This window comes from Bradyrhizobium sp., assembly GCF_052389815.1.
Lineage (GTDB): Bacteria > Pseudomonadota > Alphaproteobacteria > Rhizobiales > Xanthobacteraceae > Bradyrhizobium.
On the sequence record NZ_JBQTHN010000030.1, the window covers coordinates 44,908 to 70,445 of the forward strand.

Here is a 25,538-nt window from a genome sequence, read left to right on the forward strand (position 1 = left end):
CGATCTCGACGAAGTAGATCTCGTATTCGCGCGGGCGGGCGCCTAACCGTTAGCCGACAGGCAATTCACCCACAGCACGACGGCCCTGGCGTCGCGTGCCGGATTGGAGAAGCGGTGCGGCCGCCGGCTGGCGAAGCGGAAGCTGTCTCCGGTCTTCAGCGTCCATGTCTCGGTATCGACGGTGAGTCTCATCTCGCCTTCGAGCACGAGGCCTGCTTCCTCGCCGTCATGGGTATAGAGCTCGTCGCCGGTGCTGCCGCCTGGCTCCAGCTGGACCATGAACAGATTGAGCCGGCCGTCCGTTCCGGCCGGACTGAGCAATTGCTTGGAAATCCCGGTGCGCCACAGCTTCAGCTCGGCGCGTTCCGGCGCACGCGTCACCACGCCTCCGGCAGCGGCACCATCGCCGGCCTTGGCGCCGAACAGCCCGGCGATGCCGACGCCGAGCACGTCGGCGAGCGTTGCCAGCACGCGCAGCGACGGCGAGGATAGCCCGCGCTCGATCTGGCTGAGGAAGCCCACGGAAAGCCTGGTCCGGGCGGCGATGGTCTCCAGCGACAGCTTGCGGTCGTGCCGCAGCTCGCGGATCCGCTGGCCCACGGCGATGTCCATCGCGGGCTCGGCGGCCTTCTGCGACGCCCTTGCCCGCGCCTTTTCGCGTGGCTTTGCCTGCGCCCTCAGCGAGGGCTTTCTGATCCGCCTGCGGCCGGTCACGTCACCCTTCCGTCTTTCACGTACATGAAAATCGCTTGCAATGTTCCGGCAGATGTGACCACAATTTCATATCCGTGAAAATAGGTCAGGTCGGCTGCTCAGCCATTTTTCGTCACGAAGCGGCGGGGCGGCCGGGCCGGAGGCCTGAAGCCAGGAGGTGTTGCGATGCTGCTCACACGTCTCGTCCAGGCCGCGATCGCGGCGCTTGCCCTCGTCGCCTCGCCGGTGTCGGCGCAACAGGTGCTGAAAGTGGGCTCGACCCCGACCGGGGTGCCCTTCACCTTCCTCGACACCAAGACCAACAGCATCCAGGGCATCATGGTCGATCTGATCACCGAGATCGGCAAGGACGCCGGCTTTGCCGTGCAGATCGAGCCGATGCAGTTCTCGACCCTGATCGCCGCGCTGACTTCCAACAAGATCGACATCATCTCGGCGGCCATGTTCATTACCCCGGCGCGCAAGGAGGTGATCGATTTCTCCGAGCCGTTCTACGCCTATGGAGAAGGCCTGCTGGTGCCGAAGAGCGACAGCAAGAACTACACGAGCCAGCAGGACCTCAAGGGCGAGGTGGTCGGCGCCCAGGTCGGCACCGCCTTTGTCGACGCGCTGAAGAAGACCGGCCTGTTCTCCGAGGTGAAGGCCTACGACACCATTCCCGACATCCTGCGCGACGTGAATACGGGGCGGCTGAAGGCCGGCTTCGCCGACTATCCGATCCTTGCCTACAACCTGAAGCAGGGCGGCTTTCCCGAGGCGCGCATCGTCGAGAGCTATAAGCCATCGACCGTCGGCGCGGTCGGTATCGGCGTGCGCAAGGGCGATGCCGAGCTCCTGAAGAAGATCAACGCCTCTCTCGCCAAGCTGAAGGCCAACGGCACCACCACGAAGATCCTCGATAAGTGGGGCCTGAAGGCGCAAGGGACCTGAAACGGCTCCTGACGGAAAAGACGTCCGATGGAAAAGTTCTGGCGTGACGCGGTCGAGTTCCTGCCGATCCTGATGAACGGCGTGGCGCTGACGATCGTCGTCACGCTGGGCTCGCTGATCCTCTCGACAGTGCTGGGCCTGGTCTGGGCCTTGATGCGGGTGTCCGGCGTCGCAGTGCTCTCAAAGCTGTCCGCAGGGCTCATCAACGTCATACGCGGCATCCCGATCATCGTGCTGCTGTTCTACCTCTATTTCGTCATGCCCGATCTCGGCATCACGCTGACGGCGCTGCAGGCGGCGATCCTCGGGCTCGGCATCGCCTATTCGGCCTACCAGGCGGAAAATTTCCGCGCCGGCATCGAGGCGATCGACAAGGGCCAGATCGAGGCGGCGCAGGCGATCGGGATGGGCTGGTGGCTGACCATGCGCCGCGTGGTGCTGCCGCAGGCGGTGCGCATCGTGCTGCCGCCCTACGGCAACATCATGATCATGCTGCTGAAGGACTCCTCGCAAGCTTCCACCATCACGGTTGCCGAGCTCGCGCTGCAGGGCAAGCTGATCGCCTCCTCCACCTTCAAGAACATGAGCGTGTTCACGCTGGTGGCGCTGATGTATCTGACCATGAGCATCCCGCTGATCCTGCTGGTGCGTCACTTCGAGAAGCGGGCGGGCAAGCGATGATCGAGCTCGCCGATGTCCACAAGAGCTTTGGCAGCAACGAGGTGCTCAAGGGCATCAGCGCTTCCGTGCAAAAGGGCGAGGTGGTCTGCATCATCGGTCCCTCGGGCTCCGGCAAGTCCACCATCCTGCGCTGCATCAACGGGCTGGAGAGCTACGATTCCGGCGACATCCTGGTCGAGGGCGTGAAGGTCGATCGCAGCACGGCATCGATCGTATCGATCCGTACCCAGGTCTCCATGGTGTTCCAGCGCTTCAATTTGTTTCCGCATCGCACGGCGCTGGAGAACGTCATCGAAGGCCCGGTGTTCGTGAAGAAGGAGCCGCGCGCTGCCGCGCTCGATCGCGGTCGCGCGCTGCTCGGGCAGGTGGGCCTTGCGGAGAAGGCCGACGCCTATCCGCCGCAGCTCTCCGGCGGGCAGCAACAGCGCGTCGCGATTGCGCGGGCGCTCGCCATGCAGCCGAAGGCGATCCTGTTCGACGAGCCGACATCGGCGCTCGATCCCGAGCTGGTCGGCGACGTCCTTTCGGTGATGCGCAAGCTCGCCGATGACGGCATGACCATGGTCGTCGTCACCCATGAGATGGCATTCGCCAAGGACGTCGCCGATCGCGTGCTGTTCATCGACGGCGGGGTGATTGTCGAACAGGGGCCGGCGAAATCCGTGCTCAACCAGCCGCAGCATCCGCGCACGCAGGATTTCTTGCATCGCGTGCTGCATCCGCTCGAGTGACAATGATGAGTGCCCCCGAACGCCTGCCGCCCTCGCTCTATGCCGACACCGCCGTTGCACCGCTGCCGACGCCCGCGCTCGAGGCGGACAGCAACGTCAAGGTCGCGATCGTCGGCGGCGGCTTTACCGGCCTGTCGACCGCGCTGCACCTGGCCGAGCAGGGCGTTCAGGCCCTGGTGCTGGAAGCGCGCGAGCCGGGCTGGGGCGCCTCCGGCAACAATGGCGGCCAGGTCAATCCCGGCCTCAAGCACGATCCCGACAAGATCGAGGCCGACTTCGGCCCCGACCTCGGCCGGCGCATGATCGCGTTCGCCTACGGCACCACCAATTTCACCTTCGATCTGATCCGCCGCTACCAGATCGCCTGCGAGGCGCGGCAGAACGGCACGCTGCGCGCCGCCTACAATGAAGCAGGTGTCTCGGGTATCCATGCAACCGCGGCGCAATGCATCGCCCGCGGCATGCCGGTGACGCTGCTCGACCAGGCGAAAGTGCGCGAGATGACCGGAACCGGCCGTTATCTCGGCGCGATGCTGGACGCTCGCGGTGGCGACCTGCATCCGTTGAGCTACGCGCGGGGCCTGGCGCGGGCCGCGATCTCCGCCGGCGCCGCCGTGCACGGCCAGACGCCGGCATTGTCGCTCCGCCGCGAAGGCGGACGCTGGCGCATCGAGACGCCGCGTGCGGTCGTGCAGGCGGAAAAGGTGCTGCTCGCCACCAACGGATTTACCGACGACCTCTGGCCCGGCCTGCGCCGCACCATCGTGCCGGTGTTCTCGTCCATTGCCGCCACCGCGCCGCTGCCCGACGCGGTCGTGCGTGAGATCATGCCGACGCGCTCCGTGCTCTACGAGAGCGGCCACATCACCGTCTACTACCGCATCGACCAGCACAATCGCCTCTTGATGGGCGGGCGCGGCCCGATGCGCTGGATCAAGGACGCTTCCGACATCGCCTATCTCACCCGCTATGCCGAGCGGCTGTGGCCGCAGCTGAAGGGCGTCGCCTGGACGCACGGCTGGAACAGCCGGCTTGCCATCACGCCGGATCACTATCCGCATGTGCACGAGCCCGCGGAGGGCCTGCTCGTCTCGCTCGGCTGCAACGGCCGCGGCGTGGCGCTCTCGACCGCGATGGGCGCACAGCTCGCCCGTCGCCTGAACGGTGGCAAGAGCGCGGAGATCGACATGCCGGTTACCGGGATCAAGCCGATGGCGATGCACGCCTTCTGGCCGCTCGCGGTCAGCGGCGCGGTGCTCGCCGGCCGCGTTCGCGACCGGCTGGGGATCTAAGACTTAGCAAACGCGGATTGCGTCGGTCGCGGTTCCTCCGCATCGCGGTCACGCGCGCCGGCCGAAGCACAGGATCGCGCCAACCGGAAGGACGAAGCCGAGCACGGCCGCCGTGATCAGCAGCGGCCCGAGCTCGGAATAGTCGCCGCGCTGGACGATGAAAATCTGATTGAGATATTTGGTCTGCAGCTGGCCCGCGACGAGCGCCAGGTTCATCAGGGAGGCCATCAAGGCGAACCACGTCGCGCGGTGGCCTTCCGGCGCGTAGTATGCGATCAGCGTGAGCAGGGGGATCATGCTGAGCTGCGCGAACGGAGAGGCGGCCGCCGCGTCGATCACGGCAATCGTGCGCGCGCCGAACCCGAACGTCTGCTCCGTCCAGTGGTGGAGCCCGAAGAACAGGCCGATATTGGGCAGCGACAGGATTGCGCCGGCAACGGCAAGCCAGAACAGCACGCGGGTCACGGAATACTCCGTCAACTGCTTGCTGAAGGCCCACATCGCGACGATGGCGATGATTGCGGCAGTCTGGCGCAGGCTGCCGTAGAACGCCTCGTCGAACTTGAGCGCGTCGAGCGTCCACCAGAAATAGCCGTCTCCGACCGACGGCGTGGCGCGGAATGCGAAGATGATGATGCTGGCGAACAGAATGGCGCGCCGGGTTCTCGCGTCGAGCTCGCGCGTCACGAAGAACAGCATCGGGCAAATCACCAGCATCGAAAGGACGAAGACCAGCTCTTGCGCAAACGGCACGCTGCCGAGAGCAACGGCAAGGACGATGAGGCCGAAGCCGATGCCGCCGCCGAGGATGCGCCAGTCGATCGGCCGCCGCTCGCCGCTTTCGGCTTCGATCAACAGCACGCCGAGGGCCGAGAGCGCCGGAATGACGAGACCGAACAGGAAAACCGTTTCCCGGGCGAAGAACCGGGCGAGCCATCCGGAAAGTCCCGCCACCGCGAGGATCCCAATGCCGAGCGCGAGCCGGCCGAGAACCTGGACCATGCCCAGCTCGGCGCGGATATCGTCCTGCGGGCGTGCATTCCCCGCCGTGTCCACGCGGGATACGACCTCGGTCGACATCGCATCCGCCACGACGTCCTGAATGACGGTCCCGACCACGATCAGCATGGCACCGAGAATGTAGAGGTGATCGGTCCGGCCGAACGCGATCCATCCGCCGGCCGCGCCGGCCAACGTCAGCATGCCGCAGGCGGTGAAGGTGGCGCCGATCAGGATGTAGGACCGCCGCTGCGAACCGAAGAGCGGAAGGCTGTCGACGAGCTGACCGAACACCATTTTCACGGTCCAGGGCAGGCTGAGCCAGACGCCTATGCCGGCGAGCTCCGCCGGGGTGAGCGTCAGACTCTCCTTGATCCACATGTCGCGGCTGACGTCGATGATGCCGAGCGCGCCGTAGGCAAAATAGACCATCAGCAGCGGCAGGTAGGTCCGTCGGAAGCCAAGGACAGGCCGCATCAGGCTGGGGAGCCATGCCGTGGCCATCCCGATGATGGCTTCCTGCAGCTTCCCGCGCGTCTGTGGTCCGCCCTCGAGTTGGTTCATCAAGATGAGGTCCCCGACGCGAATCAAATGCGTCCGCGAACGAGAATGTCGTGGAAAGACCTGCCTCGCCACCTGCCGTCGGGCTGCTTCAGGCACCGCTCGCGACGGCGAGCCGCCATTTGCCGTTCCGTCGCCGAACTATGCCATACTTTGCCGGATATCTTCCGAGCGGCAGCCCGGCCGCAGCGGACGAGGAGCATTGAATGTCGGTCCAGTCCGCGGCAACGCCGGAGGCGCCGCAGCGCCTGGTTCGCGCGCTCACGCTTACGCACGCGGTGCTCTACGGGCTCGGTGTAACCATCGGCGCCGGCATCTACGTTCTCGTCGGTCTTGCCGCCGGGCGCAGCGGCATGCACGCGCCCCTTGCCTTCATCGCAGCCGCAATCGTGATGGGCCTCAGTGCGGCTTCGTTCGCCGAGCTGGGAACGCGCATGCCGGTCAGCGCCAGCGAGGCGGCCTACGTGCATGCGGCGTTCCCGCTCGATTGGCTCAGTCTCGGCGTCGGGCTTCTCGTGGTTGCGACGGCAATGGTCTCGGCCGCGACGATCAGCGTCGGCAGCGCCGGCTATGTCGCGGTGTTTCTGCCCATCCCCGCGCCGTGGATAATTACCGGAACGGTCCTTGCGATGGGCGCCGTGGCGTGCCTCGCCACGGTTCAGTCGGTCACCTTCGCCGGCGTCATGACCCTCGTTGAAGTCGGCGGCCTCGTCCTCATCATCGTTGCCGGACTCGGCCAAGGCTCCGACGTCGTCACCCGCCTTCCAGAGATGTGGCCTTCCGCCGGCGACACGGCCGCCTGGATCGGAATCGGGGGGACGGCGCTCACGGCCGTATTCGCCTTCATCGGCTTCGAGCATCTTGTCAACGTCGCGGAGGAGATGAAGGAGCCGAACCGCACGCTGCCGCGCGCATTGTTCCTGACGCTGGGCATGACCGCGCTTCTTTACGGGCTGGTTGTCTGGATCGCGGTTACGGCCGTGCCTCCGCAGGAGCTCGCCCGCTCGCCGGCTCCCCTTGCGCTGGTCTTCGAACGGCTCACCGGCTTGCCGCTGATCACCGTGAGCGCGATCGCCATCGTTGCGACGCTCAACGGTGTCATCGTGCACATGATCATGATTGCGCGGGTGATCTATGGCCTGGCCGATCGCGGCAGCCTGCCGAAGGCCCTCACGCGGCTCAACCCGATGACGCGCACGCCGCTGCTGGCAACCGCGATCGCGGTCGGCGCGATTCTCGTGCTTGCGTTGGCCGTTCCGCTCGCCGGCGTCGCCGATCTGACGGCGGGCCTCACGCTTACGATTTTCGCGATCGTGAACCTCGCGCTGATGCGGATCAAGAGCAGGAACGAAGCCGCGGCGCCGGGAACGTTCGTTTGTCCGCGCTGGGTGCCGTTTGCGGCCCTTGTTTCCTGCATCCTTCTCCTGCTGGTCGACCTGCTCGCCTGATCATCGCCGGCCGATGGTTCGGCGCCGATCCTCATCGTCGGCGATGTTCGCGCGGAACCGCCCGTTCATTGGCGCCGCAATCGCCCGTAGATTCCCGGGTAATTGCAATCGCCGCCCTAACCTCAACTTAAGGTTCCGGTGCTTCAATATTCCGTCGTAATTGCCCACGTCCCGATTGACCGCTGCCGCGCCAAGGTCGCGGCAATTTTATTGAGACCCATTCGCATCATGCCCGGTTCCGCTGGCAACAGTGAACACCTCTCGCAGTATCTGCAGCAGCTGACGCCGCAGGTGCGCGCTCGGCTGCTCGCCGAGCTGGAACGGCTGCATCTTCTTGGCGAGGACATTCCACATTCGGAGGCGCTGATTGCCGCGCTGCGCGCCGAGTTCCGCAACACCGGGCAGAGCCATTACCGGGTTGGAAATCCGTCGCGCCACTTCTTCGAGCCGCTGGAACCCGTTCTGGTGGACGGCGCGCCGGAGCGCGCCAACGCCGGGCAGATTGCACGCGGATCGCTGGGGCCGATCTGGAGCCTGGTGACCGAGAGGCTTCTGCCCAGCATGGCAGACGGCTACGTCGCCAGCGCCAAGAAGGCCATCTCCGCCAATAATCAGGTCGAGGCGCGGCGCCTGGCGGACGGATTCCAGAACAAGGTCGTGACCTATCTGGACGGCGTTTTGTCGACCGAGGCGGGCGTTGCCACCGTGCGATCCGGGCTCGACTTCTACACCAGCTCGCACGCCACCTTCGATGGCCTCAGGAAGATGATGTGCGTGATGCACGGCCGCCAGCAGCTCGCCGAGTTCGCCCGCGCGCTGCCGGCGAAGATCGAGGAACTGGACGGCGACCGCTTCGCCAGGATGCTCGATCTGCTCAATGGGATTCGCGCCAGGCGCGCCGAGCTGGTGCCGTTCGCGCTGGTCGCCGCCGCCAGGCGCCTCGACGTGCCCTGGCAACTGATTCGCCTTGCAACGAAGCCCGCCGGGAGCAGGGCCGTCGCCAGGATCGCGGCCTCGCCCTTTGCGGTTGTCGTGTCGATGGTGCTCGATCAGATCGACGCAAGACGCCTGCTGCTGATCGAGGCGCTCAAGCACAATCGATTGTCCAAGGCGAAAGAGCTGCTCACCGAGATACGCGCGATCGACGAGACGATGAAGGAGTATATCGATCTCGACGGCTCCGAATGGGGCAAACGCCTCGACCGGCTGATAGAGGAGGTCGATGTCTCGCTCGAGGCCGAGATCGCCAGCATTCCCAGCGACCACCTGCATCTCGTGCATAAGCTCGAGGCGTTCCGGCCGCGCAGGTCTTCCGGTGGCCGCCTCGGCCGGCTGGTCAGAAGCGTGTTCACGGCCTTGCGGCCTCCGGCGGCCGTCTAGACCCGGCCGGGGCGCGGGCCGCGCCGGGCGCAGCGTGCCGCTGCGGCGGGCCTTGCCGGACGTTGCTGCAGCATCAGCCGCATCGCCCCGGTCCAGGCGGCGATCAGGCGCTCGCGCCGCGCCGGCGAGCTTCGCAGGTTTTCCGAGATCGCCAGCCCGCGCACGAAGTGCTGCGTCAGTGCGACCGCGTCGGCATAGGCCTCCGAGCCGGCCCAGTTTTCGAACAGTTCGGCGGAGACGCGGTCGATCTCGCGCTTGGCGGCGCGTTCGGCCGCGAGCAGCGCCTGCTTCAGCGGCCGGTCGGTCCGCGCCACCGCCCAGAGCTCCAGCTCCGCCAGATAGGCGGGCTGCCGGCCGGCGAAGGCCAGGGCGTTCACCGCGGTCCGCAGCGGATCGTGCGACGCACTCGCCGCGGCGCGCGATGACGCCACCGCCTGCTCGTTCTGCTTGACGAGTTCGGCGACGCTGGCGGCCAGAAGGTCGGCATGGGTCGGAAAGTGATGCAGCAGCGCGCCGCGGCTGGCGCCGGCGCGGCGCTGCACCGCGAGCGTGGTGGTGGCCGCGACGCCGAGCTCGATCAGGCAGCCAACCGCCGCATCCAGCAGCCTTTGCCGCATGGCGGCGCCGTCCCGATCGGCCCTCGCCGCGCCGGCCTTTCGCCTCGGTGCCATGACTTTCTTCTCCAACAGTCAGCATTGACTGTAACGGCAATCCCGCTACAGTCAATACTGACTGTAGTGAAACGGGAGATCGCGAGATGCCGGACTTTTCGACCCTGAAGATATCGGCCGATCCGGCCGCACCGCGCGTGGCGCGCCTGCTGCTGAACCGACCGGAACGGCTGAACGCCATCAACGACGAGACGCCGCGCGAGATCCGCGCCGCCGTGGAGTGGGCCGAGCGCAACGACGACATTCACGTCATCGTCGTCGAGGGCGCCGGCAAGGGATTTTGCGGCGGCTACGATCTCGTCCGCTATGCGGAAGGAGCCGCGAAAAACAAGTACACCCAGGAAGGCTTTCCCTGGGACCCGATGGTCGACTATGCCGGCATGAAGCGGAACACCGAAGACTTCATGAGCCTGTGGCGCTGCTCGAAGCCGACCATCGCCAAGGTCCACGGCGCTGCGGTTGCCGGCGGCAGCGACATCGCGCTGTGCTGCGATCTCATCGTCATGGCCGACGATGCGCGCATCGGCTACATGCCGACGCGCGTGTGGGGCTGTCCGACGCCGGCGATGTGGACATTCAAGCTCGGGCCGGTGCGGGCCAAGCAGCTGATGTTCACCGGCGACATGATCGATGGCCGTACCGCGGCCGAATGGGGCCTCGCCAACCAGTCGGTGCCGGCGGCCGAGCTGGATGCCGCCACCATGAAGCTCGCAGGCCGGATTGCCGGCGTGCCGAAGAGTCACCTCGCCATGCACAAGATGGTCGTCAACCAGGTGATGCTGAACATGGGGCTCGAGCAGACGCAGCAGCTCGCGACGATCTTCGACGGCATCTCCCGCCACAATCCGGAAGGAATGTGGTTTCGTCGCTACGCCCAGAAGCACGGCTTCAAGGCGGCGATCGAGTGGCGCGATTCCGGGCGGCCGATTCCGGAAGGAGACGAGGCGCGGGCGGAAATCCAGCGGCTCGGGGAGGGCGGCTAGTCCAAGCCGCGGCGTTCCCTCCGAGCCTGTTTGGCTTTCCCGGCCTTCATCCCGGGAGCCTTGCGCCCGGAGTCCCTGCCGCCGTCCTTTTTCTTCGCGGTCTTCGCCGCCGCCGCCTTCGCGGCGGCTTCCTCGGCCGCATGGCGAATTGCCCTGGCATAGGCATCGGCGGCGATTTCCGCCGAGTTCTGCAGCCGCCTGGCCGCTGCCGTCCCGAGCTCCAGCGTGCTGCGGGCGACGACGCGCAGCTGGTCCCGCTGCGCGCCGTCCTTGGCCTTGGCGGCGCGTGCCATGATCCGGTCGCGCCGCTTCTTCACGGCGGCCATCAGGCTCCTGTTCTGCGCCTTGGCAATTTGCCGGATGACGGCGTCGAGATCGGCTTCAGCCATGATTGATTCGCTCTCTTCGGGCTCGCGGAATGCAGCGAAGCGTTCACTTAGCCGATCGGCCGGACCACGGCAACTGCCTGTGCCGCTTGAGGAAAATCAGCGGACTCGGAAAACCACGGGAGTTTGACATTTCGCAAAGTCTCCGCCGGCGGATGGGCGATTAATGATTGGGCATGAGCCGCCAACGAAGCCGGCAGACGCCAGCGTAGCGCATCTCCGGGAAGTGCCAGCGGAGGCCGCATGCGTGTCGAGAAGTCCGTCAATTCGAACATCCCGCCACCGTACGGCAGTGCCGTGGCGACACGACGAGAACACACGTGCGGAGGAAACCGTTGAGGGCCATGACATGACCGCGCCGAATCCCGCCGATCTGCTCATCGCGTCGCGAATCCCCGTATTCTCGGGGCTGAAGCCGGGGGCGCTCGATGTGTTGATGGCGCAGGCAAGGGTCATCAATCTCAGGCCGGGCAGCATGCTGTTCCGGCAGGGCGAGCCGGCGAGCTCGTTCTTCATCATCGTCGAGGGCTGGATCAAGCTCTACCGCATTACGCCGGCCGGCGACGAGGCCGTGCTCAACGTCTTTGCCCAGGGCCAGAGCTTCGCCGAGGCGGTGACCTTCACCTCCGGCTCTTATCCCGCCATGGCGAGCGCGGTGACGCGCACCCGCCTGATCCTGATTCCCGCCGATCACATCGTCGACTGCATCCGCAAGATGCCGGAGATCGCGATCGCAATGATCGCCTCCACCTCGCAGCACCTGCACCTGATGATAAGCCGCGTCGAGCAGCTGACGGCGCAGAGCGGCATGCAGCGCGTCGCCGACTTCCTGATCTCGCTGACGCCCTGCGCCAAGGGACCGTGCACGATTGCGCTGCCTTACGACAAGTCGCTGATCGCGGGCCGGCTCGGACTGAAGCCGGAGTCGCTCTCGCGGGTGTTCGCCAAGCTGAGGACGATGGGCGTCGACGTGCGCGCCTCCGACGTCGTCGTGGACGATGTGGTGACGCTGCTCGATCTCGTCGCCGGCGATCGCGTCAAGCCGCGGGGTGCCTTCGCCTTCAATGGCAAGCTTTCGCCGAAACACGCGGTCCCGCTGGGACTGCCTGCCTGAGGCCCAAACAACAAGCTGGAGCGAGACGACAATTCGAGGAGAAATCATCTCGCTCTAGCGCAGATGCGACCGCAGCGTCGGCATGACGCTCGCCTGCCAGGCAGCCGCGCCGTGGCGTTGCGCCAGCACGTCGTTGCCGGAAACGACCAGCCACAGCGGCACGCCGTCGCTCCGCTTCAGGCGGCTGCGCCAGGCGCGGATGTCTTCCGGCCAGTGCTCGTCCTTGAGCACGTCGTGCAGACGCGGCGACTTCACCTCGCGATAGCCGATGCGGGCGAATTCGGCGGACTTGCGGAATTCCGCCCCCTCGCCGTTCTGCCAGGCGCGGCATGGCGCGCAGTCTTCCGCCCCGACATAGATCAGCAGCAGGTCGCTCGCCCGCGCCGGCGCCTTCGCGACCAGCGTCGCCGCCACGATGGCAGCGGCGGCTGCGGCAATTCCGAGGCAGAGCCAAACGCGCTGCGCATGCCGACGGGCACGGTCGAATGTCATCGCATCTTCCATGGCCAATTATTTCTGTTGCGGGGCGCGGCTTCCTTAACCGCGGTCAAGGATGCCAGCGACGGACCGGATAGATTTACCGCAGATTTTTAAAAGCCGGGAGACCGCCGATGCCGCCCACCGAAGTGAATGCACCGTCCAAAGGTGCCGTCGAACGCGTGCCCGTCATGCAGCAGATACTCGACAATCCGTTCCTGCTGCTGTTCCTCGGCGTGACGATACCCACCGTGCTCTACCTGATCTGGGGCGTGATGGAAGTCGCGTCGATCCCGCTCGCGAAATGAGTTCCGCCGGGCACATCAACGCAATCTGACAAAGGGGAATCGAAAATGGCAGCCACACCGCCTGAGAGACGCATCTGGTGGAACGAGCCTATCGAACGGGTCGAGTTGGTATGGATCGTGATCGCCTTCCTTTGGGGGCTGTTCATGTTCGCCTTCATGATTGCCTGGCATTTCATTGGCGAGCAGAACCTGAGCAAGGAAGCCTATCGCATCCAGCCTTCCGCCTATGAGGCGAAGGTCGACGACTTCGCCAAGAAGTTCCAGGTGCGCGAGGAGGCCGGCGTGCCCGTGGTGAGGCCGAAGCCCGGCAGCGATGTCTATATGCTCGGACGGTTGTGGCAATGGTGGCCGATCCTCGAATTGGAGAAGGGGCAAAGCTATCGCATCCACCTTTCGACTATCGACTGGATGCACGGCTTCTCGCTGCAGCCGACCAACGTCAACATTTCGGTCTATCCCGGAATTGAGCACATCATCTCGCTAACGCCGACTCAGAGCGGCGAGTTTGGCGTCATCTGCAACGAATTCTGCGGCATTGGCCATCATACCATGACCGGCAAGATCTACGTGACCGAACCTAAGAAGGCAGAGGCCGAACAGCGCCTGGCGGATGGGAGATAGACATGACCGCAGAAACCTTAGTCGGCGCCATTCCCGCCAAGGCCGAATTCCGCACCTGCCAGTATACCGGGCTCAAGGTCGACGTCGCCGCCCAGAAGCTGATCATCGCCAATGCGGTGGCGGCCGTCGTTTTCCTGGCGATCGGCGGCCTGATGGGCCTGCTGGTGGCCCTGACGCGCTGGCCGGCCGTGCACCTGCTGCCGGCCGACTGGTTCTATCTGATCCTGACCGGCCACGGCGCCAACGTGCTGCTGTTCTGGATCATCTTCTTCGAGATCGCCGTGCTCTACTTCGCCTCCGCCGTGCTGCTGAACTCGCGGCTGGCGGCGCCGAAACTCGGTTGGCTCGGCTTCATATTGATGATCGTCGGCGCGCTTGCCACCAACGTGGCGGTGTTACAGGGCGATTCGAGCGTGATGTTCACCTCCTATCCGCCGATGATGGCCAAGCCGCACTTCTATCTCGGCATCATCCTGTTCGCCGTCGGCGCGCTGATCGGCTGCGGGCTGTTCTTCGCGACGCTGGTGATCGCCAAGGAAGAGGGCACCTATGAAGGCTCGATCCCGCTGGTGACGTTCGGCGCGCTCACCGCCGCCATCATCGCCGTTTTCACCATTGCTTCGGGCGCCATCATCCTGATCCCGACCTGGCTGTGGTCGCTCGGTCTGATCTCCGACATCGATCCCCTGATGTACAAGGTGGTCTGGTGGGCGATGGGGCACTCCTCGCAACAGATCAACGTCTCGGCGCATGTCTCGCTCTGGTACCTCACCGCGGCGCTCCTGGTCGGCGCCAAGCCGCTGAGCGAGAAGGTCAGCCGCACAGCCTTCTTCATGTACATCCTGTTCCTGCAACTGGCTTCGGCCCACCATCTGCTCGCCGAGCCCGGCCTGGATGCGAGCTGGAAGATCGTCAACACCAGCTACATGATGTACCTGGCGGTGCTGGGCTCGATGGTTCACGGCCTCACCGTGCCGGGCGCGATCGAGGCGGCGCAACGGCGCAACGGTTTCAACCGCGGCATGTTCGAGTGGCTGCGCAAGGCGCCGTGGGGGCATCCTGCGTTCGCCGGAATGTTCCTGTCGCTGGTCTTCTTCGGCTTCATCGGCGGTATTTCCGGCGTGGTGCTGGGCACCGAGCAGCTCAACGTGCTCATGCACAACACCATCTACGTGCCCGGCCACTTCCATGGCACGGTCGTCGCCGGAACGACGCTGGCCTTCATGGGCGCGACCTATCTCGTGCTGCCGCTGATCTTCCAGCGCGAGATCGTGTTACCGAAGCTTGCCAAGATGCAGCCCTATCTGTTCGGAATCGGGGCTGCCGGCATCTCGCTGTTCATGATGGGCGCGGGGACGCTCGGCGTGTCGCGTCGGCACTGGGACATGACGTTCACTGACGCCAGCGTCGGGTTTGCCCACTCGGCAGGCGCGTTCCTTATGATGGGTCTGAACGGAATCTTCGCCGTCATCGCGGCAATCGGCGGCATAATGTTCGTGCTGGTCGTCGTCGGCACCGCGCTGTTCGGCAAGAGGATCACCAGCGGACACAAGCTGACCTTCCCGCTGTTTGCGGGCGGCGGCGCCGTCGCCTCGCACTACGGCAGCGAGAAGACGCCGAAGCTGCCGGGCACGGTCGTCCTCGTGACCATCTTCTTCGTCTGCTTCGTCCTCTACTACTTCATCAACTGGAAGTACCTCTCCGAACTCTGGCTGTTCCGTTGATCGACAACCTGCAACCGAATTGGAGAGAACCATGCGCGCTGTAGCCTCAATGACGATCTCGCTCCTGAAGCTCAGGATCGGCGTCGCGATTGCGGCCAGCGCGCTGGCCGGTGTGGCGGCGGCCAGCGGCCCGCATCTGGCCTGGTGGCAGATCGCCGGCCTGACGCTTGCCGTGCTCGGCGCTTCCGGCGCGGCAGGCGCCTTCAATCATTACTATGAGCGCGACGTCGACAAGCTGATGCGGCGGACCTGCAACCGCCCGTTCGCAAGTGGCGCGCTCAAGCCGAGCCCATGGTGGCTCGCCGCCTTTCTCGCACTGCTGGTGGCCTCGCTCGCTCTGGCCGTGGCGACGGCCGGGCATGTCGCGGCTGGTTACGTGTTCCTCGGCGCCTTCACCTACGGCATCGTCTACACGGTCTGGCTGAAGCGCCGCAGCACCTGGAACATCGTGGTCGGAGGGCTTGCCGGAAGCTTCGCCGTGCTGGCGGGCGCGGCTGCCGTCGATCCGTCGCCGCAGGTGGTGCCGACCGTGCTCGCGGTGGTGCTGTTCCTGTGGACCCCGCCGCATTTCTGGAGCCTTGCAGCGGCCAAGGGCGACGACTACGCGCGGGCGAACATCCCGATGCTGCCGGTGGTGGCGCCGGCCTATGCCTGGACGTCTGCAGTGCTCGTCCACGCCGTGGCGCTGGCCGCGATCTCGCTGGTGCCGGTCTGGTACGGGGCGGGCATGCTGTACGGGATTTGCGCTGCGGTCGGCGGCTCCTGGTTCGTCTGGAAGAGCGTCGTGCTCCACCGCGATCCGTCGAAGAAGAACGCGATGGGCAACTTCTTCGCTTCGCTGCTGCAGCTCGCGCTACTGGTCGCCGGTGCGCTGCTGTCGAGCGCGGCCGGATTGCTGTCATGAAACGACTTCGTGCGGCAACCGTGCTGCTAGCCCTGCTGGCGGCGCCGGCTACGGCCGCGCCGGCGCTCGATCCGGCTGCGGCGATCGCAAAATCGACGCAGGCGGTCGGGCGAACCGTCGGCGACCACGCCCTCACCGACAGCCACGGCACGCCGTTCTCGCTGGCCGATTACCGCGGCAAGCCGCTGATCATCAGCATCGTCTATTCGTCGTGCAGCTCGGTGTGCCCGCCGACGACGCAGCACACCATCGATGCGGTGACCGAGGCCGGGCGAATGTTCGGGCTCGACCGCTTTGCCGTGCTGACGATCGGCTTCGATGCGCGCAACGACACCGTGCCGCGGATGGCGCAGTTCGCTTCCCAGCAGGGCATCAAGCTGCCCAACTGGCGGGTGGCCAGCGGCGATGCCGCGACCATCGCCGCGCTGCTCAACGACATCGGCTTCAGCTACCGGGCGGTCGCCGGCGGCTTCGATCATCCGACCCAGACCACGATCCTCGACCGCGACGGCAAGGTCTATCGCCAGGTCTATGGCGAGGCCTTTCCGCTGCGCATGTTCATGGAGCCGATGAAGGACGTGGTCTACGGGACCTCCACGCCGTTCAGCTTCACCGGCATCGTCGACCGCATCAAGTTCATCTGCACGGCTTACGATCCGGGCGCAGGGCGCTATCGCATCGATTACGGCCTGGTGTTCGGCAGCGTGATCGCTGCCTTCTCGCTGCTGATCATGGGCGGCCTGGTTCTGCGGGAATGGCTGCGGGCGGGGCATGCGCCGACGGGCAAGGCCTAGCCCGGGTAGGGAGTCGACGTGAACGCCATCCGCAAAGTCCTCAGGGCCGGGTTTGAGCTGATCGAGCGGCCGTTCGACCGGCTGTTCAGCCCTGCACTCAACCCGCTGGCACAGCTCGGCGCGCTCGGATTCTTTTTCTTCTGGATCGTTGCCGTCAGCGGCATCTATCTCTTCATCTTCTTCGACACCGGCATCGAGCAGGCCTATCAGTCCGTCGAATACATCTCGCGCGATCAGTGGTTTCATGCCGGCGTGATGCGCAGCTTTCACCGCTATGCCTCCGACCTGATGGTGGTGATGGTCGTGGTGCATATGCTGCGCGAGTTCTCGCTCGATCATTACCGCGGGGTGCGCTGGTTTTCCTGGTTTACGGGACTGCCGATCATCTGGCTGCTCTATGCCTCGGGGATCACGGGCTACTGGCTGGTCTGGGACAAGCTCGCCCAGTTCGTGGCGCTGGTATCGTCGGAGCTTCTCGACTGGCTGCCGATCTTCGGCGAGCCGATCGCGCGCAATTTCGTCGCCACCGGCACGCTGACCAGTCGCTTCTTCTCGCTGATGGTGTTCATGCACGTCGCGGTGCCGCTGTTCCTGCTGTTCATCGTGTGGGTGCATATCCTGCGCATCTCGCGGCCCAAGGTGAATCCGCCGCGCGCGCTGGCGCTGATGTCGCTCGCCGCTCTCCTGGCGGTGTCGATCTGGAAGCCGGCGCTGTCGCAGGGGCCGGCCGACCTCGCCAAGGTGCCGAACGACGTCGGCCTCGACTGGTTCTACCTGCCGCTCTATCCGCTCACCGAGCTGTGGGGGAACGGCGCGGTCTGGGCGTTCCTCGGCGCGTTCTCGCTGATGATCGCGATGATGCCGTGGCTGCCGCCGCTGCGCCGGGCCAAGGTCGCGGAGATCGATCTCGATCATTGCAACGGCTGCGCCCGCTGCGCGGAAGATTGCCCCTATGAGGCGATCAGGATGGTGAACCGCACCGACAATCTGCCGTTCCCGACGCAGGCCGAGGTCAATCCGTCGCTGTGCGTGTCTTGCGGCATCTGCGTCGGCGCCTGTCCGTCGTCGACGCCGTTCCGCCGCACCGAGGACTTGAAGACCGGCATCGACCTGCCGGAATACTCGCTGCGGGAGCTGCGCGAGAAAGTGATGGACACGGCGAGCAATCTCAGCGGTCCCGGGCGGGTGCTGGTGCTGGCCTGCGAGCACGGCGCCGCGGCGGGACGGCTCGGCGACACCGTGGTCATGCCATGTGTCGCGATGGCGCCGCCCTCGCTGATCGACTTCATCCTCAGCCGCGATCTCGCCGACGGCGTCGTCGTAGCCGGCTGCGCCGAAAGCGCCTGCTACAACCGCCTCGGCGTGCAGTGGACCGAGCAACGCTTTGCGGCCAAGCGCGATCCCTACCTGCGCGCACGCGTGCCGCGGGAACGGATTGCCACGCTGTGGGCATCCACCCTGGCGGTGAACAAGACCGAAGCCGACATCGCCGAGTTTGCCGCGCGCGTCGCGGCGATGCCACCGAAGCGGCTGCGCTCGCCATTGCCGGTCAGTCCCGCAAAGCGGCCCGCGAAGCGCCTCGAGACGGAGGAGGGCGCGACATGATGGCGCTGCGGCTGGCGGGACAGTTCATCGTCATCGCGGCGCTGTTCGCCGGCGTTGCGGCGCTGTCGGACTGGCCGGTCTATAGCCAGATTCCGAAGAACACCGGCGTGGTGATGCTGACCTTCGTCCACGGCGCCGACCGCAAGGGCGAGTGCCGCCGCCTCACCCCGGAGGAGATCGCCAAGCTGCCGCCCAACATGCGGCGGGTACAGGATTGCCCGCGTGGCCGGCGCCCGATCTATGTCGAGCTCGATGTCGACGGAAGCAGCGTCTTCAAGGCGAGCTTGCCGCCCACGGGCATCGCAGGCGACGGGCCGTCGCGGGTCTACCAGCGCTTCGTCCTGCCCGCCGGCAAGCACGACGTCGCCGTGCGCATGCGCGACACGGCGCGCGCCGATGGGTTCGACCACGAGCGCCGCGACAGCGTCGAGCTTTCCACCGATCAGATGCTCGTGATCGACTACCGGCCGGAAAGCGGCAGCTTCGTCTTTCGCTGAGGAGGTTTCGATGGGCCTGCTGAAATGGGAGAATCGCTACAGCGTCGGCATCGAGGCCGTCGATCACGAGCATCGCGAGCTGGTCGGCCTCATCAACCGCCTGCACGACACGGCGATGGCGCATGGATCGAAGGTTTCGGTCCTCGGCTTCTTCGGCGATCTCTACAAGGCGATATCTTCGCATTTTGCGCTCGAGGAGCGCTTCATGCGCGAGCGTGGCTACGATCAGCTCGTCCAGCACAAGAACGACCACGAGCGGCTGCTCGATGAAATCAGGGACATCATGGAAGATTACGAGGTGACGGATCATTTCGACGACCGGCGGCTGGCGCAGCGCCTCGACGCCTGGTTCTCGCGGCACTTCGAGAGTCACGATGCGCGCCTGCACAACGCGCTGGGTTACCACTAGAGTTTCGACAAGGAGATGAGAATGAGGAAGCTGTTGATTGCCGCTACGATCTCGGTCGCGGGAGCGGGCGTGGCCTGCGCGCAGGACGTGACCGCCGGGGCCACGTCCTACAAGAAATGCGTGACTTGCCATGACGTCGGCCCGACCGCGAAAAACAAGGTCGGACCGCCGCTCAACGGCCTCGACGGCCGCAAGTCCGGGACGATGGCGGCCTACAACTATTCCGAAGCCAACAAGTCGTCCGGCATCACCTGGAACGAGGCGACCTTCCTCGAATACATCAGGGATCCCAAGGCCAAGATCCCCAACACCAAGATGATCTTTGCCGGCATCAAGAACGAGGGCGAGGCGAAGTCGCTGTGGGCCTTCATCAAGCAGTACGACGCCGAGGGCAAGATCAAGTAGGGCGAGCCGGTCCGGCTCCGCTCAGGCGTCCGCGACGCCATCGACCGGTGCTGCGATCCAGCGCCGTTCGGTGTTGGCGTGGTCGCGCGCCCATACCACGGTGCCGGGGAAGCGCGGCAGCAGGGCTGCGATTTCGTCCGCCGAGGCAACGTAGAAGGCGGTGGACAGCGCGTCGGCGACGGCCGCTGAGCGATGATGGACGGTGACGGTCTTCCAGCCGGCCGCGCTTCGTCCGCTGCGAGGATCGAACAGATGATGCGCGGCGCCGCCGGCGCCGAGAACGCAGCCCGCGCCTTCGGAGGTGGCGAGCGCGCCGCTCCGCAGCCGGAGCGGCGCTGCATGAGGGCGGACGACCAGCCAGGGTTGGCCGTCCAGCTTCGCATCGACGGCGCGCTGCTCGCCGAGGTCGACGAACACGTGCTTGAGGCCGCGCGCAGCGAGCAAGTCGGCGATGCGGTCGGTGACATAACCCTGTCCGAGGCCGTTGAGCGTCAGGCGCTGGCCGTCTCCGAGGCCGATCGAATCCGCATCGATGGTGATCTTGCGCCAGTCCACGGTCATCCGGGCGCGCGCGATCAACTTCTCGGGCGGTGTTCCGGCATCCGGAGCCGCCCTGAACCAGTCTACATAGGCTTCCCACAGCGCCTGCACGGTCGGGTCGAACAACCCGCCGCTGGCCGCTGCCGTATCGATCGCAAGCGTCAGCGCGCGCCTCAGATCGGCGCCGGGCGACCGCAGGCGACGATCTCGGTTGAGGCGGCAAAGCTCGGATTCTTGCCGGAACAGGCTCAGTGCGTTCTCCAGCCGGTCGATCTCGGCCACGACCAGCTCGATGGCACTTCGCGCGCTATCGCGATCGATGCCGTTGAACAGGATCGTCGCATCGGCGCCCATCGCCGTTCCATGCCACGCGTGATCGGCGGCAGAACGGGCGGGGCCTCCGACGAATGCGCCGGCCGCCGCCGCGGCGAAAATGCCGATTGCGCGTCGCCGGGTCGGCCTTGGCAGCGGGATGGTCATGGCCGCCCTCCTGTTTCGTCCGCCGGGCCCGCGGGCGGCACTGGCTGCCGCCGCTGCGCCCGCTTCTTCAGGTGAAGGCAGATGTCGCGGTCGAAATAGTTCGCCTGGCACTTCAGGCAATAGATGCATTCGTTCGGGTTGATCTCGCCGAGCGGATGGATCGCCTGTACCGTGCAGCGTCGCGCGCAGACGTGGCATTCCGATCCGCATTCCCGGTAGCGCTTCAGCCACTCGAACATGCGCATGCGCGCCGGGATTGCCAGCGCGGCGCCGAGCGGGCACAGATAGCGGCAATAGAAGCGTTCGACGAAAAGGCCGGCAAGCAGCAGCAGGCCGGCATAGATCACGAACGGCCACTCCCGCATGAATTTCATGGTGATCGCCGTCTTGAACGGCTCGACCTCGGCAAGCTGGAACGCGCCGAGGATCGAGCGCAGCGAGACGGCCAGAATGCCGACGAAGGCGACGTACTTGATCATCCACAGCCGCTCGTGCAGCCCGAAGGGAATTTCGATCTGCTTGATTCCGAGCCTCCGGGCCAGCTGGTTGGTGAGTTCCTGCAGCGTACCGAACGGGCACAACCAGCCGCAGAACACGCCGCGTCCCCAGAACAGCATGCTGACCGCGACAAAGCTCCAGAGCACGAACACCAGCGGATCGAGCAGGAACAGCTCCCAGCGGAACCCCGACAGCAGGGCGTGGATGAAGGTGAGGACGTTGACCACGGACAGTTGCGCATTGGCGATGAAGCCGAGGAAGATCAGGGTCAGCAGCAGATAACCCGTGCGCAGCCGATAGTAGAACTTGCCGTGGGCGGTGACGCTATCCTGGAACACGAGGATACCCGCCAGCACGACGAGCATGACGCCCAGCACCGCGATGTCGAAACGCCTCGCCCACCAGATGTCCTGCCACAAGGTTTGGCTGGACGCCGGCTCTGCCTGTGTTCCTGCGCGCGATGGCGCAGCAGGCGGTGCGATCAAATATCGCTCCGGTACGCGGTAGTCGAGCGACACGACGGCCGGGCCGCTGCCGGCCGCCGGCTTGCCGAGGTCGATGTCGAGCCGGAACGGCCTTGTGGAATCGAATCCGCTGGCCCGGGCCAGTCGGAACACCGCGACCTCGCGCAGTTCGGGTGCGCCCGCCGCCCGCAGCGCTTCGACCAGCGTGTGATCGGCGGCTTTCAGGCGAAACGTCTTGTCGCCCTGGATGAGCTCGATCCGGCCGAACGTGCCGGTTTGCCGCCAGTCCGTGCCCTTGAAGGAATACAGGCCGCTGGCGCCGATCAGGACCAGGTCGTCATCGGGGCCGATCCTGGCCAATTCGCCTTCGTAGATGCGCTGGCCGAGCAGGCTCTCGCCGATCGGCGGCGGAGTCGCCAGCGCCAGCCAAAGGTCGATGAAGGGCTTGTCGGGCTCGCTGTCCTGCGTGCCGAGCATTCTTGCCGCTTCGCCCCGCGTGACCAGCCTTCGCTGCACGGCGCCTTCCGCAAGCAGCGTTTGCCAGCTCGACCGCCGCAAGGTTTCGCGGTCCAGCCGCGCCGAGGCATCGGCGGCAGCGGCGCGGCTGCGCAATACCGCCCGCGCCGAGCGCAGGATGGCATCGCGAATCACGGTGGAGGTGATGGTCGCGCCGGCCACGGCATGCGGCCCGCGCGCCAGCTCCGCGGCCGGCTTCAGGCCGCCGCCCGCCCTTGTATCGAAACCGGCGAAATCCTTCACGTAGGCGGCAAGCGCGTCCTTGGGGATGCCGATCACCAGAATCGGCTCTTCATGCGCCACGATCCGGGCGCCCGCGATGATCCCTTCCGGCGTGACGGCGGCGACGATGTCGAGAGGGCGTCCGGCGTATCCGACCGATCCGGACACCTCGAACGTCGAGAAAGCGTAGCCGAGCAGCTTTCCGTCCCCGGCGCGGAGCGCCGCGGCGGGCGGATTACCCTGCGACGGCTCGACCGTTACGGCGCCGGAGGGAAAGAAGCTCGAGGCGACCGACAGATCGGCGCCATTGGCCGCATTTGCCGAGACAAGCAGGGCTGCGAACGCGCAGAGCGCCGAGCGCAGCGCAAACCATCCTTTCTCGGCACTATTTCGCATGAGGAGCGATCAGGCAGATTCCGGGCAAGCGCGCATTGAGCAGGGTCAAGTCGCCCGCTTAACCATAGTCAAGGCGGGGAACCTCCCCATGTGGATAATTCGGCATCGGATTCCAGAAGTTTGAGGGCCTGATGCGAAATCGTACCTTTGGACTCGCCTCGCTGAGCGGGATCGCGGCTGTGGGCATCATCTGTTTCGGCGTCACGGCGGTACAGGCGCAGCAGCCCGCAACGCCAAAGCCTGCCGACCTTCAGAAGCACAAGACGACGCCCGGCGGCCAGTACTCGCCGAGCCTCGACGTACTCGGCGAGAAGCCGGCGGAGCAGCCGGGAACCAGGCCGGGCGACCCCCAGCTCACCAAGGCGGAGTTCGACAGGGCCAGCCGGATCTATTTCGAGCGCTGCGCCGGCTGCCACGGCGTGCTGCGCAAGGGCGCGACGGGCAAGCCGCTGACGCCCGATCTCACCAAGAAGCTCGGCTTCGAATATCTGCGGGACTTCATCACCTATGGTTCGCCGGGCGGCATGCCCAACTGGGGCAGCTCGGGCGAGCTGCAGCAGGTCGACGTCGAGTTGATGGCGCGTTACCTGCTGAACGAGCCGGCGGCGCCGCCGGAGTTCGGCATGAAGGAGATGAAGGAGACCTGGAAGGTCATCGTTCCGGTCGCGCAGCGGCCGACCAGGAAGATGAACAAGCTCGACATCGACAACCTGTTCGCGGTGACGCTGCGCGATGCCGGCGAGGTCGCGCTGATCGACGGCAACACCAAGAAGATCGAGCTCATTCTCAAGACCGGTTACGCGGTCCATATCTCGCGCATGTCGGCCTCGGGCCGCTACCTCTACACGGTGGGCCGCGACGCCAAGCTCAACCTCGTCGATCTCTGGATGGACCCGCCTCAGACGGTAGCCGAGCTCAAGGTCGGCACCGAGGCGCGTTCGGTCGAAACCTCGAAGTTCAAGGGCTTCGAGGACAAGTACGCCATCGCCGGCCTGTACTGGCCGCCGCAATTCGTGCTGATGGACGGCGCGACGCTGGAGCCGATCAAGGTGGTGTCGACCCGCGGCATGACCTACGACACCCAGGAGTATCATCCTGAGCCGCGCGTCGCCTCGATCCTTGCCTCGCACTACAATCCGGAATTCGTGGTCAACGTCAAGGAGACCGGCCAGATCCTGGTGGTCAACTACAAGGACCTCGATAACCTGAAGGTGACGTCGATCGCCGCCGAACGGTTCCTGCATGACGGCGGTTTCGACAAGAGCGGCCGCTACTTCCTCGTTGCGGCGAACGCGCGGCATCGCATCGCGATCGTCGACACCAAGGAGAGCAAGCTGGTCGGCGTGGTCGATTCCGGCGGCCAGACCCCGCACCCCGGGCGCGGCGCCAACCTCACGCATCCGAAGTTCGGTCCGGTCTGGGCCACCAGCCACCTCGGCGACGAGACCATCTCCTTCATCGGCACCGATCCCGAGAAGAACAAGCAGAACGCCTGGAAGGTCGTGCAGAAAGTGGAGGGCCAGGGCGGCGGCTCGCTCTTCATCAAGACCCATCCGAAGTCGGAGAATCTCTACGTCGATACGCCGCTGAACCCCGACGCCGAAATCTCCGCCTCGGTCGCCGTGTTCAAGATCAAGGACCTCGCCAACGAGAAGCCTGCGTACAAGGTGCTGCCGATCGGCCAGTGGTCCGGTATCTCGGAAGGCGCGCGCCGCGTCGTGCAGGGCGAGTTCAACAAGGACGGCACCGAGATCTGGTTCTCGGTCTGGAACAACAAGGCACAGGACTCGGCGATCGTCGTCGTCGACGACAAGACGTTGCAGTTGAAGGCGGTGATCAAGGACCGGCGCCTGGTGACGCCGACCGGCAAGTTCAACGTCTATAACACGCGTAACGACGTCTACTGAGGTCTGAAGACGGCGGGGTGGCGCGGCGTGACCGCACCGCCCCGATCGCGGCAACGGAGCGCGCGCCATGAGCGTCGGAAAGGTCTATCTGGTCGGGGCGGGTCCGGGCGATCCCGAGCTTCTCACGCTGAAGGCGATCCGCGTCATCGCCAGGGCCGATGTCGTGGTCTACGACCGGCTGGTATCGAATCGCATTCTGGAAACAGTCGGCGCCGGCGTCGTGCGGATCGATGTCGGCAAGCAGGCGGACTTCCATCCGGTACCGCAGGCCGAAATCAACGAAACGCTGATCTGCCTTGCCCGCGCCGGCCGCTTGGTGGTGCGGCTGAAGGGCGGCGATCCCTTCATCTTCGGGCGCGGCTGCGAGGAGGCGGCCGAGCTGGAGGCGGCCGGAATTCCCTATGAGGTGATTCCCGGCATCACGGCGGCGCAGGGCTGTGCGGCCGCGGCGCGCATCCCGCTCACCCATCGCGGGCTCGCCAGCGGCGTGCGCTACGTCACCGGCCATCGCAAGGCCAACGAGCCGCTCGACCTGGACTGGGCGAGCCTTGCCGACCCCGACACGACGCTCGTCGTTTACATGGGTCTTTCCAACATCGAGGAGATCGTCGGGCAACTCGTCGCACACGGGCTTGCAATGAGCACGCCGGTGCTTGCGGTGTGTCAAGGCACGACGCCCGGGGAGCGGCGACTATGCACCCGCCTCGGTGCGCTGGCGGAAGCGGCGCACGCGGCAGCGTTCTCCGGCCCCGTCCTGTTCATCATCGGCCGGGTCGCCGGGCTGGCCCTTGAGCGGAGCGGGCATGACGGTGCGACGATTGCCGAAGCGTTATCGGTTATGGCCTGACCTGGCTGTCGTCCTGGTCGCGGCCGCCGCGCCC

At 65.7% G+C, this 25,538-nt stretch carries 26 protein-coding genes; 19 read left to right on the forward strand and 7 right to left on the reverse strand.

The genetic code is table 11. The annotated features are described in order from the left end of the window. Nucleotides 1-42: 42 nt before the first annotated feature. Nucleotides 43-714 carry a cupin domain-containing protein gene (locus tag ACT4OC_RS06750; RefSeq protein WP_444838189.1) on the reverse strand — a complete coding sequence of 224 codons (672 nt, stop codon included), beginning with the start codon at nucleotides 712-714 and terminating at the stop codon, nucleotides 43-45. Nucleotides 715-879: 165 nt separating this feature from the next. On the opposite strand from ACT4OC_RS06750, the gene ACT4OC_RS06755 reads away from it, so the two are divergent. From ACT4OC_RS06755 to ACT4OC_RS06770, 4 genes are read left to right on the forward strand one after another with little or no spacing between them, the layout of a single operon-like run. Next, nucleotides 880-1,644: an ABC transporter substrate-binding protein gene (locus ACT4OC_RS06755; protein ID WP_444838190.1), complete on the forward strand. Its 765-nt coding sequence runs from the start codon at nucleotides 880-882 to the stop codon at nucleotides 1,642-1,644. Between the two features lie 27 nt (nucleotides 1,645-1,671). Then, a complete protein-coding gene (locus ACT4OC_RS06760; protein ID WP_444838191.1) occupies nucleotides 1,672-2,325 on the forward strand; it encodes an amino acid ABC transporter permease in 654 nt (217 codons plus the stop codon). Further along, nucleotides 2,322-3,056 carry an amino acid ABC transporter ATP-binding protein gene (locus ACT4OC_RS06765; protein ID WP_444838192.1) on the forward strand — a complete coding sequence of 245 codons (735 nt, stop codon included), beginning with the start codon at nucleotides 2,322-2,324 and terminating at the stop codon, nucleotides 3,054-3,056. The genes ACT4OC_RS06760 and ACT4OC_RS06765 overlap by 4 nt, the downstream gene beginning before the upstream one ends. Nucleotides 3,057-3,061: 5 nt before the next feature. Next, nucleotides 3,062-4,348, forward strand: a complete 1,287-nt coding sequence (locus ACT4OC_RS06770) for an NAD(P)/FAD-dependent oxidoreductase (protein WP_444838193.1) — start codon at nucleotides 3,062-3,064, stop codon at nucleotides 4,346-4,348. A gap of 48 nt (nucleotides 4,349-4,396) precedes the next feature. Here the strand turns inward: ACT4OC_RS06770 and ACT4OC_RS06775 are convergent, their stop codons facing one another. Then, nucleotides 4,397-5,911, reverse strand: coding sequence for a hypothetical protein (locus ACT4OC_RS06775; RefSeq protein ID WP_444838194.1), 1,515 nt, complete (start codon nucleotides 5,909-5,911; stop codon nucleotides 4,397-4,399). Between the two features lie 203 nt (nucleotides 5,912-6,114). Between ACT4OC_RS06775 and ACT4OC_RS06780 the strand changes: the two genes are divergently transcribed. Then, nucleotides 6,115-7,356, forward strand: a complete 1,242-nt coding sequence (locus ACT4OC_RS06780; RefSeq protein WP_444838195.1) for an APC family permease — start codon at nucleotides 6,115-6,117, stop codon at nucleotides 7,354-7,356. A gap of 228 nt (nucleotides 7,357-7,584) precedes the next feature. Beyond that, on the forward strand, nucleotides 7,585-8,736 hold the full coding sequence (locus ACT4OC_RS06785) for a hypothetical protein (RefSeq protein ID WP_444838196.1): 1,152 nt from the start codon (nucleotides 7,585-7,587) through the stop codon (nucleotides 8,734-8,736). Here the strand turns inward: ACT4OC_RS06785 and ACT4OC_RS06790 are convergent. After that, a complete protein-coding gene (locus tag ACT4OC_RS06790) occupies nucleotides 8,733-9,407 on the reverse strand; it encodes a TetR/AcrR family transcriptional regulator (RefSeq protein ID WP_444838197.1) in 675 nt (224 codons plus the stop codon). The genes ACT4OC_RS06785 and ACT4OC_RS06790 overlap by 4 nt on opposite strands. 86 nt (nucleotides 9,408-9,493) lie before the next feature. Here ACT4OC_RS06790 and ACT4OC_RS06795 point away from each other — a divergent pair, with 86 nt between their 5' ends. After that, entirely contained in the window at nucleotides 9,494-10,390 is an 897-nt protein-coding gene (locus ACT4OC_RS06795) for a crotonase/enoyl-CoA hydratase family protein (protein WP_444838198.1), read from the forward strand. Here ACT4OC_RS06795 and ACT4OC_RS06800 read toward each other — a convergent pair. Beyond that, on the reverse strand, nucleotides 10,387-10,779 hold the full coding sequence (locus ACT4OC_RS06800; RefSeq protein WP_444838199.1) for a hypothetical protein: 393 nt from the start codon (nucleotides 10,777-10,779) through the stop codon (nucleotides 10,387-10,389). The two genes, ACT4OC_RS06795 and ACT4OC_RS06800, sit on opposite strands and share 4 nt — an antisense overlap. Nucleotides 10,780-11,125: 346 nt before the next feature. On the opposite strand from ACT4OC_RS06800, the gene ACT4OC_RS06805 reads away from it, so the two are divergent. Then, entirely contained in the window at nucleotides 11,126-11,890 is a 765-nt protein-coding gene (locus tag ACT4OC_RS06805; protein ID WP_444838200.1) for a Crp/Fnr family transcriptional regulator, read from the forward strand. A gap of 54 nt (nucleotides 11,891-11,944) precedes the next feature. Here ACT4OC_RS06805 and ACT4OC_RS06810 read toward each other — a convergent pair whose 3' ends face one another. Then, nucleotides 11,945-12,382: a hypothetical protein gene (locus ACT4OC_RS06810; RefSeq protein WP_444838201.1), complete on the reverse strand. Its 438-nt coding sequence runs from the start codon at nucleotides 12,380-12,382 to the stop codon at nucleotides 11,945-11,947. A 119-nt stretch (nucleotides 12,383-12,501) separates the two neighbouring features. Here ACT4OC_RS06810 and ACT4OC_RS06815 point away from each other — a divergent pair, with 119 nt between their 5' ends. The 9 genes from ACT4OC_RS06815 to ACT4OC_RS06855 are packed head-to-tail and all read left to right on the forward strand — an operon-like array spanning nucleotide 12,502 to nucleotide 19,634. Then, nucleotides 12,502-12,675 carry a hypothetical protein gene (locus ACT4OC_RS06815; protein ID WP_444838202.1) on the forward strand — a complete coding sequence of 58 codons (174 nt, stop codon included), beginning with the start codon at nucleotides 12,502-12,504 and terminating at the stop codon, nucleotides 12,673-12,675. Between the two features lie 45 nt (nucleotides 12,676-12,720). Further along, nucleotides 12,721-13,296, forward strand: a complete 576-nt coding sequence (locus ACT4OC_RS06820) for a hypothetical protein (RefSeq protein WP_444838203.1) — start codon at nucleotides 12,721-12,723, stop codon at nucleotides 13,294-13,296. Between the two features lie 2 nt (nucleotides 13,297-13,298). After that, nucleotides 13,299-15,020: a cbb3-type cytochrome c oxidase subunit I gene (locus tag ACT4OC_RS06825; RefSeq protein WP_444838204.1), complete on the forward strand. Its 1,722-nt coding sequence runs from the start codon at nucleotides 13,299-13,301 to the stop codon at nucleotides 15,018-15,020. A gap of 31 nt (nucleotides 15,021-15,051) precedes the next feature. Beyond that, on the forward strand, nucleotides 15,052-15,924 hold the full coding sequence (gene cyoE / locus ACT4OC_RS06830; RefSeq protein WP_444838205.1) for a heme o synthase: 873 nt from the start codon (nucleotides 15,052-15,054) through the stop codon (nucleotides 15,922-15,924). Further along, nucleotides 15,921-16,718, forward strand: a complete 798-nt coding sequence (locus ACT4OC_RS06835) for an SCO family protein (protein WP_444838206.1) — start codon at nucleotides 15,921-15,923, stop codon at nucleotides 16,716-16,718. The genes cyoE and ACT4OC_RS06835 overlap by 4 nt, the downstream gene beginning before the upstream one ends. A gap of 18 nt (nucleotides 16,719-16,736) precedes the next feature. Continuing rightward, nucleotides 16,737-18,323 (forward strand): cytochrome b N-terminal domain-containing protein, encoded by a 1,587-nt coding sequence (locus ACT4OC_RS06840; RefSeq protein WP_444838207.1) that lies wholly within the window; start codon nucleotides 16,737-16,739, stop codon nucleotides 18,321-18,323. Continuing rightward, on the forward strand, nucleotides 18,320-18,820 hold the full coding sequence (locus ACT4OC_RS06845) for a hypothetical protein (RefSeq protein ID WP_444838208.1): 501 nt from the start codon (nucleotides 18,320-18,322) through the stop codon (nucleotides 18,818-18,820). Before ACT4OC_RS06840 ends, ACT4OC_RS06845 begins: the two co-directional genes overlap by 4 nt. Nucleotides 18,821-18,830: 10 nt before the next feature. Then, the gene (locus tag ACT4OC_RS06850; RefSeq protein ID WP_444838209.1) at nucleotides 18,831-19,229 is read left to right on the forward strand and encodes a bacteriohemerythrin; all 399 of its coding nucleotides are present in this window, start codon (nucleotides 18,831-18,833) and stop codon (nucleotides 19,227-19,229) included. A gap of 21 nt (nucleotides 19,230-19,250) precedes the next feature. Further along, nucleotides 19,251-19,634, forward strand: coding sequence for a c-type cytochrome (locus ACT4OC_RS06855; protein WP_444838210.1), 384 nt, complete (start codon nucleotides 19,251-19,253; stop codon nucleotides 19,632-19,634). Nucleotides 19,635-19,655: 21 nt separating this feature from the next. On the opposite strand, the gene ACT4OC_RS06860 is transcribed toward ACT4OC_RS06855, so the two are convergent. After that, on the reverse strand, nucleotides 19,656-20,654 hold the full coding sequence (locus tag ACT4OC_RS06860; protein ID WP_444838211.1) for an FAD:protein FMN transferase: 999 nt from the start codon (nucleotides 20,652-20,654) through the stop codon (nucleotides 19,656-19,658). Next, nucleotides 20,651-22,750 carry a 4Fe-4S binding protein gene (locus ACT4OC_RS06865; protein ID WP_444838212.1) on the reverse strand — a complete coding sequence of 700 codons (2,100 nt, stop codon included), beginning with the start codon at nucleotides 22,748-22,750 and terminating at the stop codon, nucleotides 20,651-20,653. The genes ACT4OC_RS06860 and ACT4OC_RS06865 overlap by 4 nt, the downstream gene beginning before the upstream one ends. A 131-nt stretch (nucleotides 22,751-22,881) precedes the next feature. On the opposite strand from ACT4OC_RS06865, the gene ACT4OC_RS06870 reads away from it, so the two are divergent. Then, on the forward strand, nucleotides 22,882-24,657 hold the full coding sequence (locus tag ACT4OC_RS06870; RefSeq protein ID WP_444838213.1) for a cytochrome D1 domain-containing protein: 1,776 nt from the start codon (nucleotides 22,882-22,884) through the stop codon (nucleotides 24,655-24,657). Nucleotides 24,658-24,724: 67 nt separating this feature from the next. Further along, nucleotides 24,725-25,504: a uroporphyrinogen-III C-methyltransferase gene (cobA, locus tag ACT4OC_RS06875; protein ID WP_444838214.1), complete on the forward strand. Its 780-nt coding sequence runs from the start codon at nucleotides 24,725-24,727 to the stop codon at nucleotides 25,502-25,504. The last annotated feature ends 34 nt before the right edge of the window (nucleotides 25,505-25,538 follow it).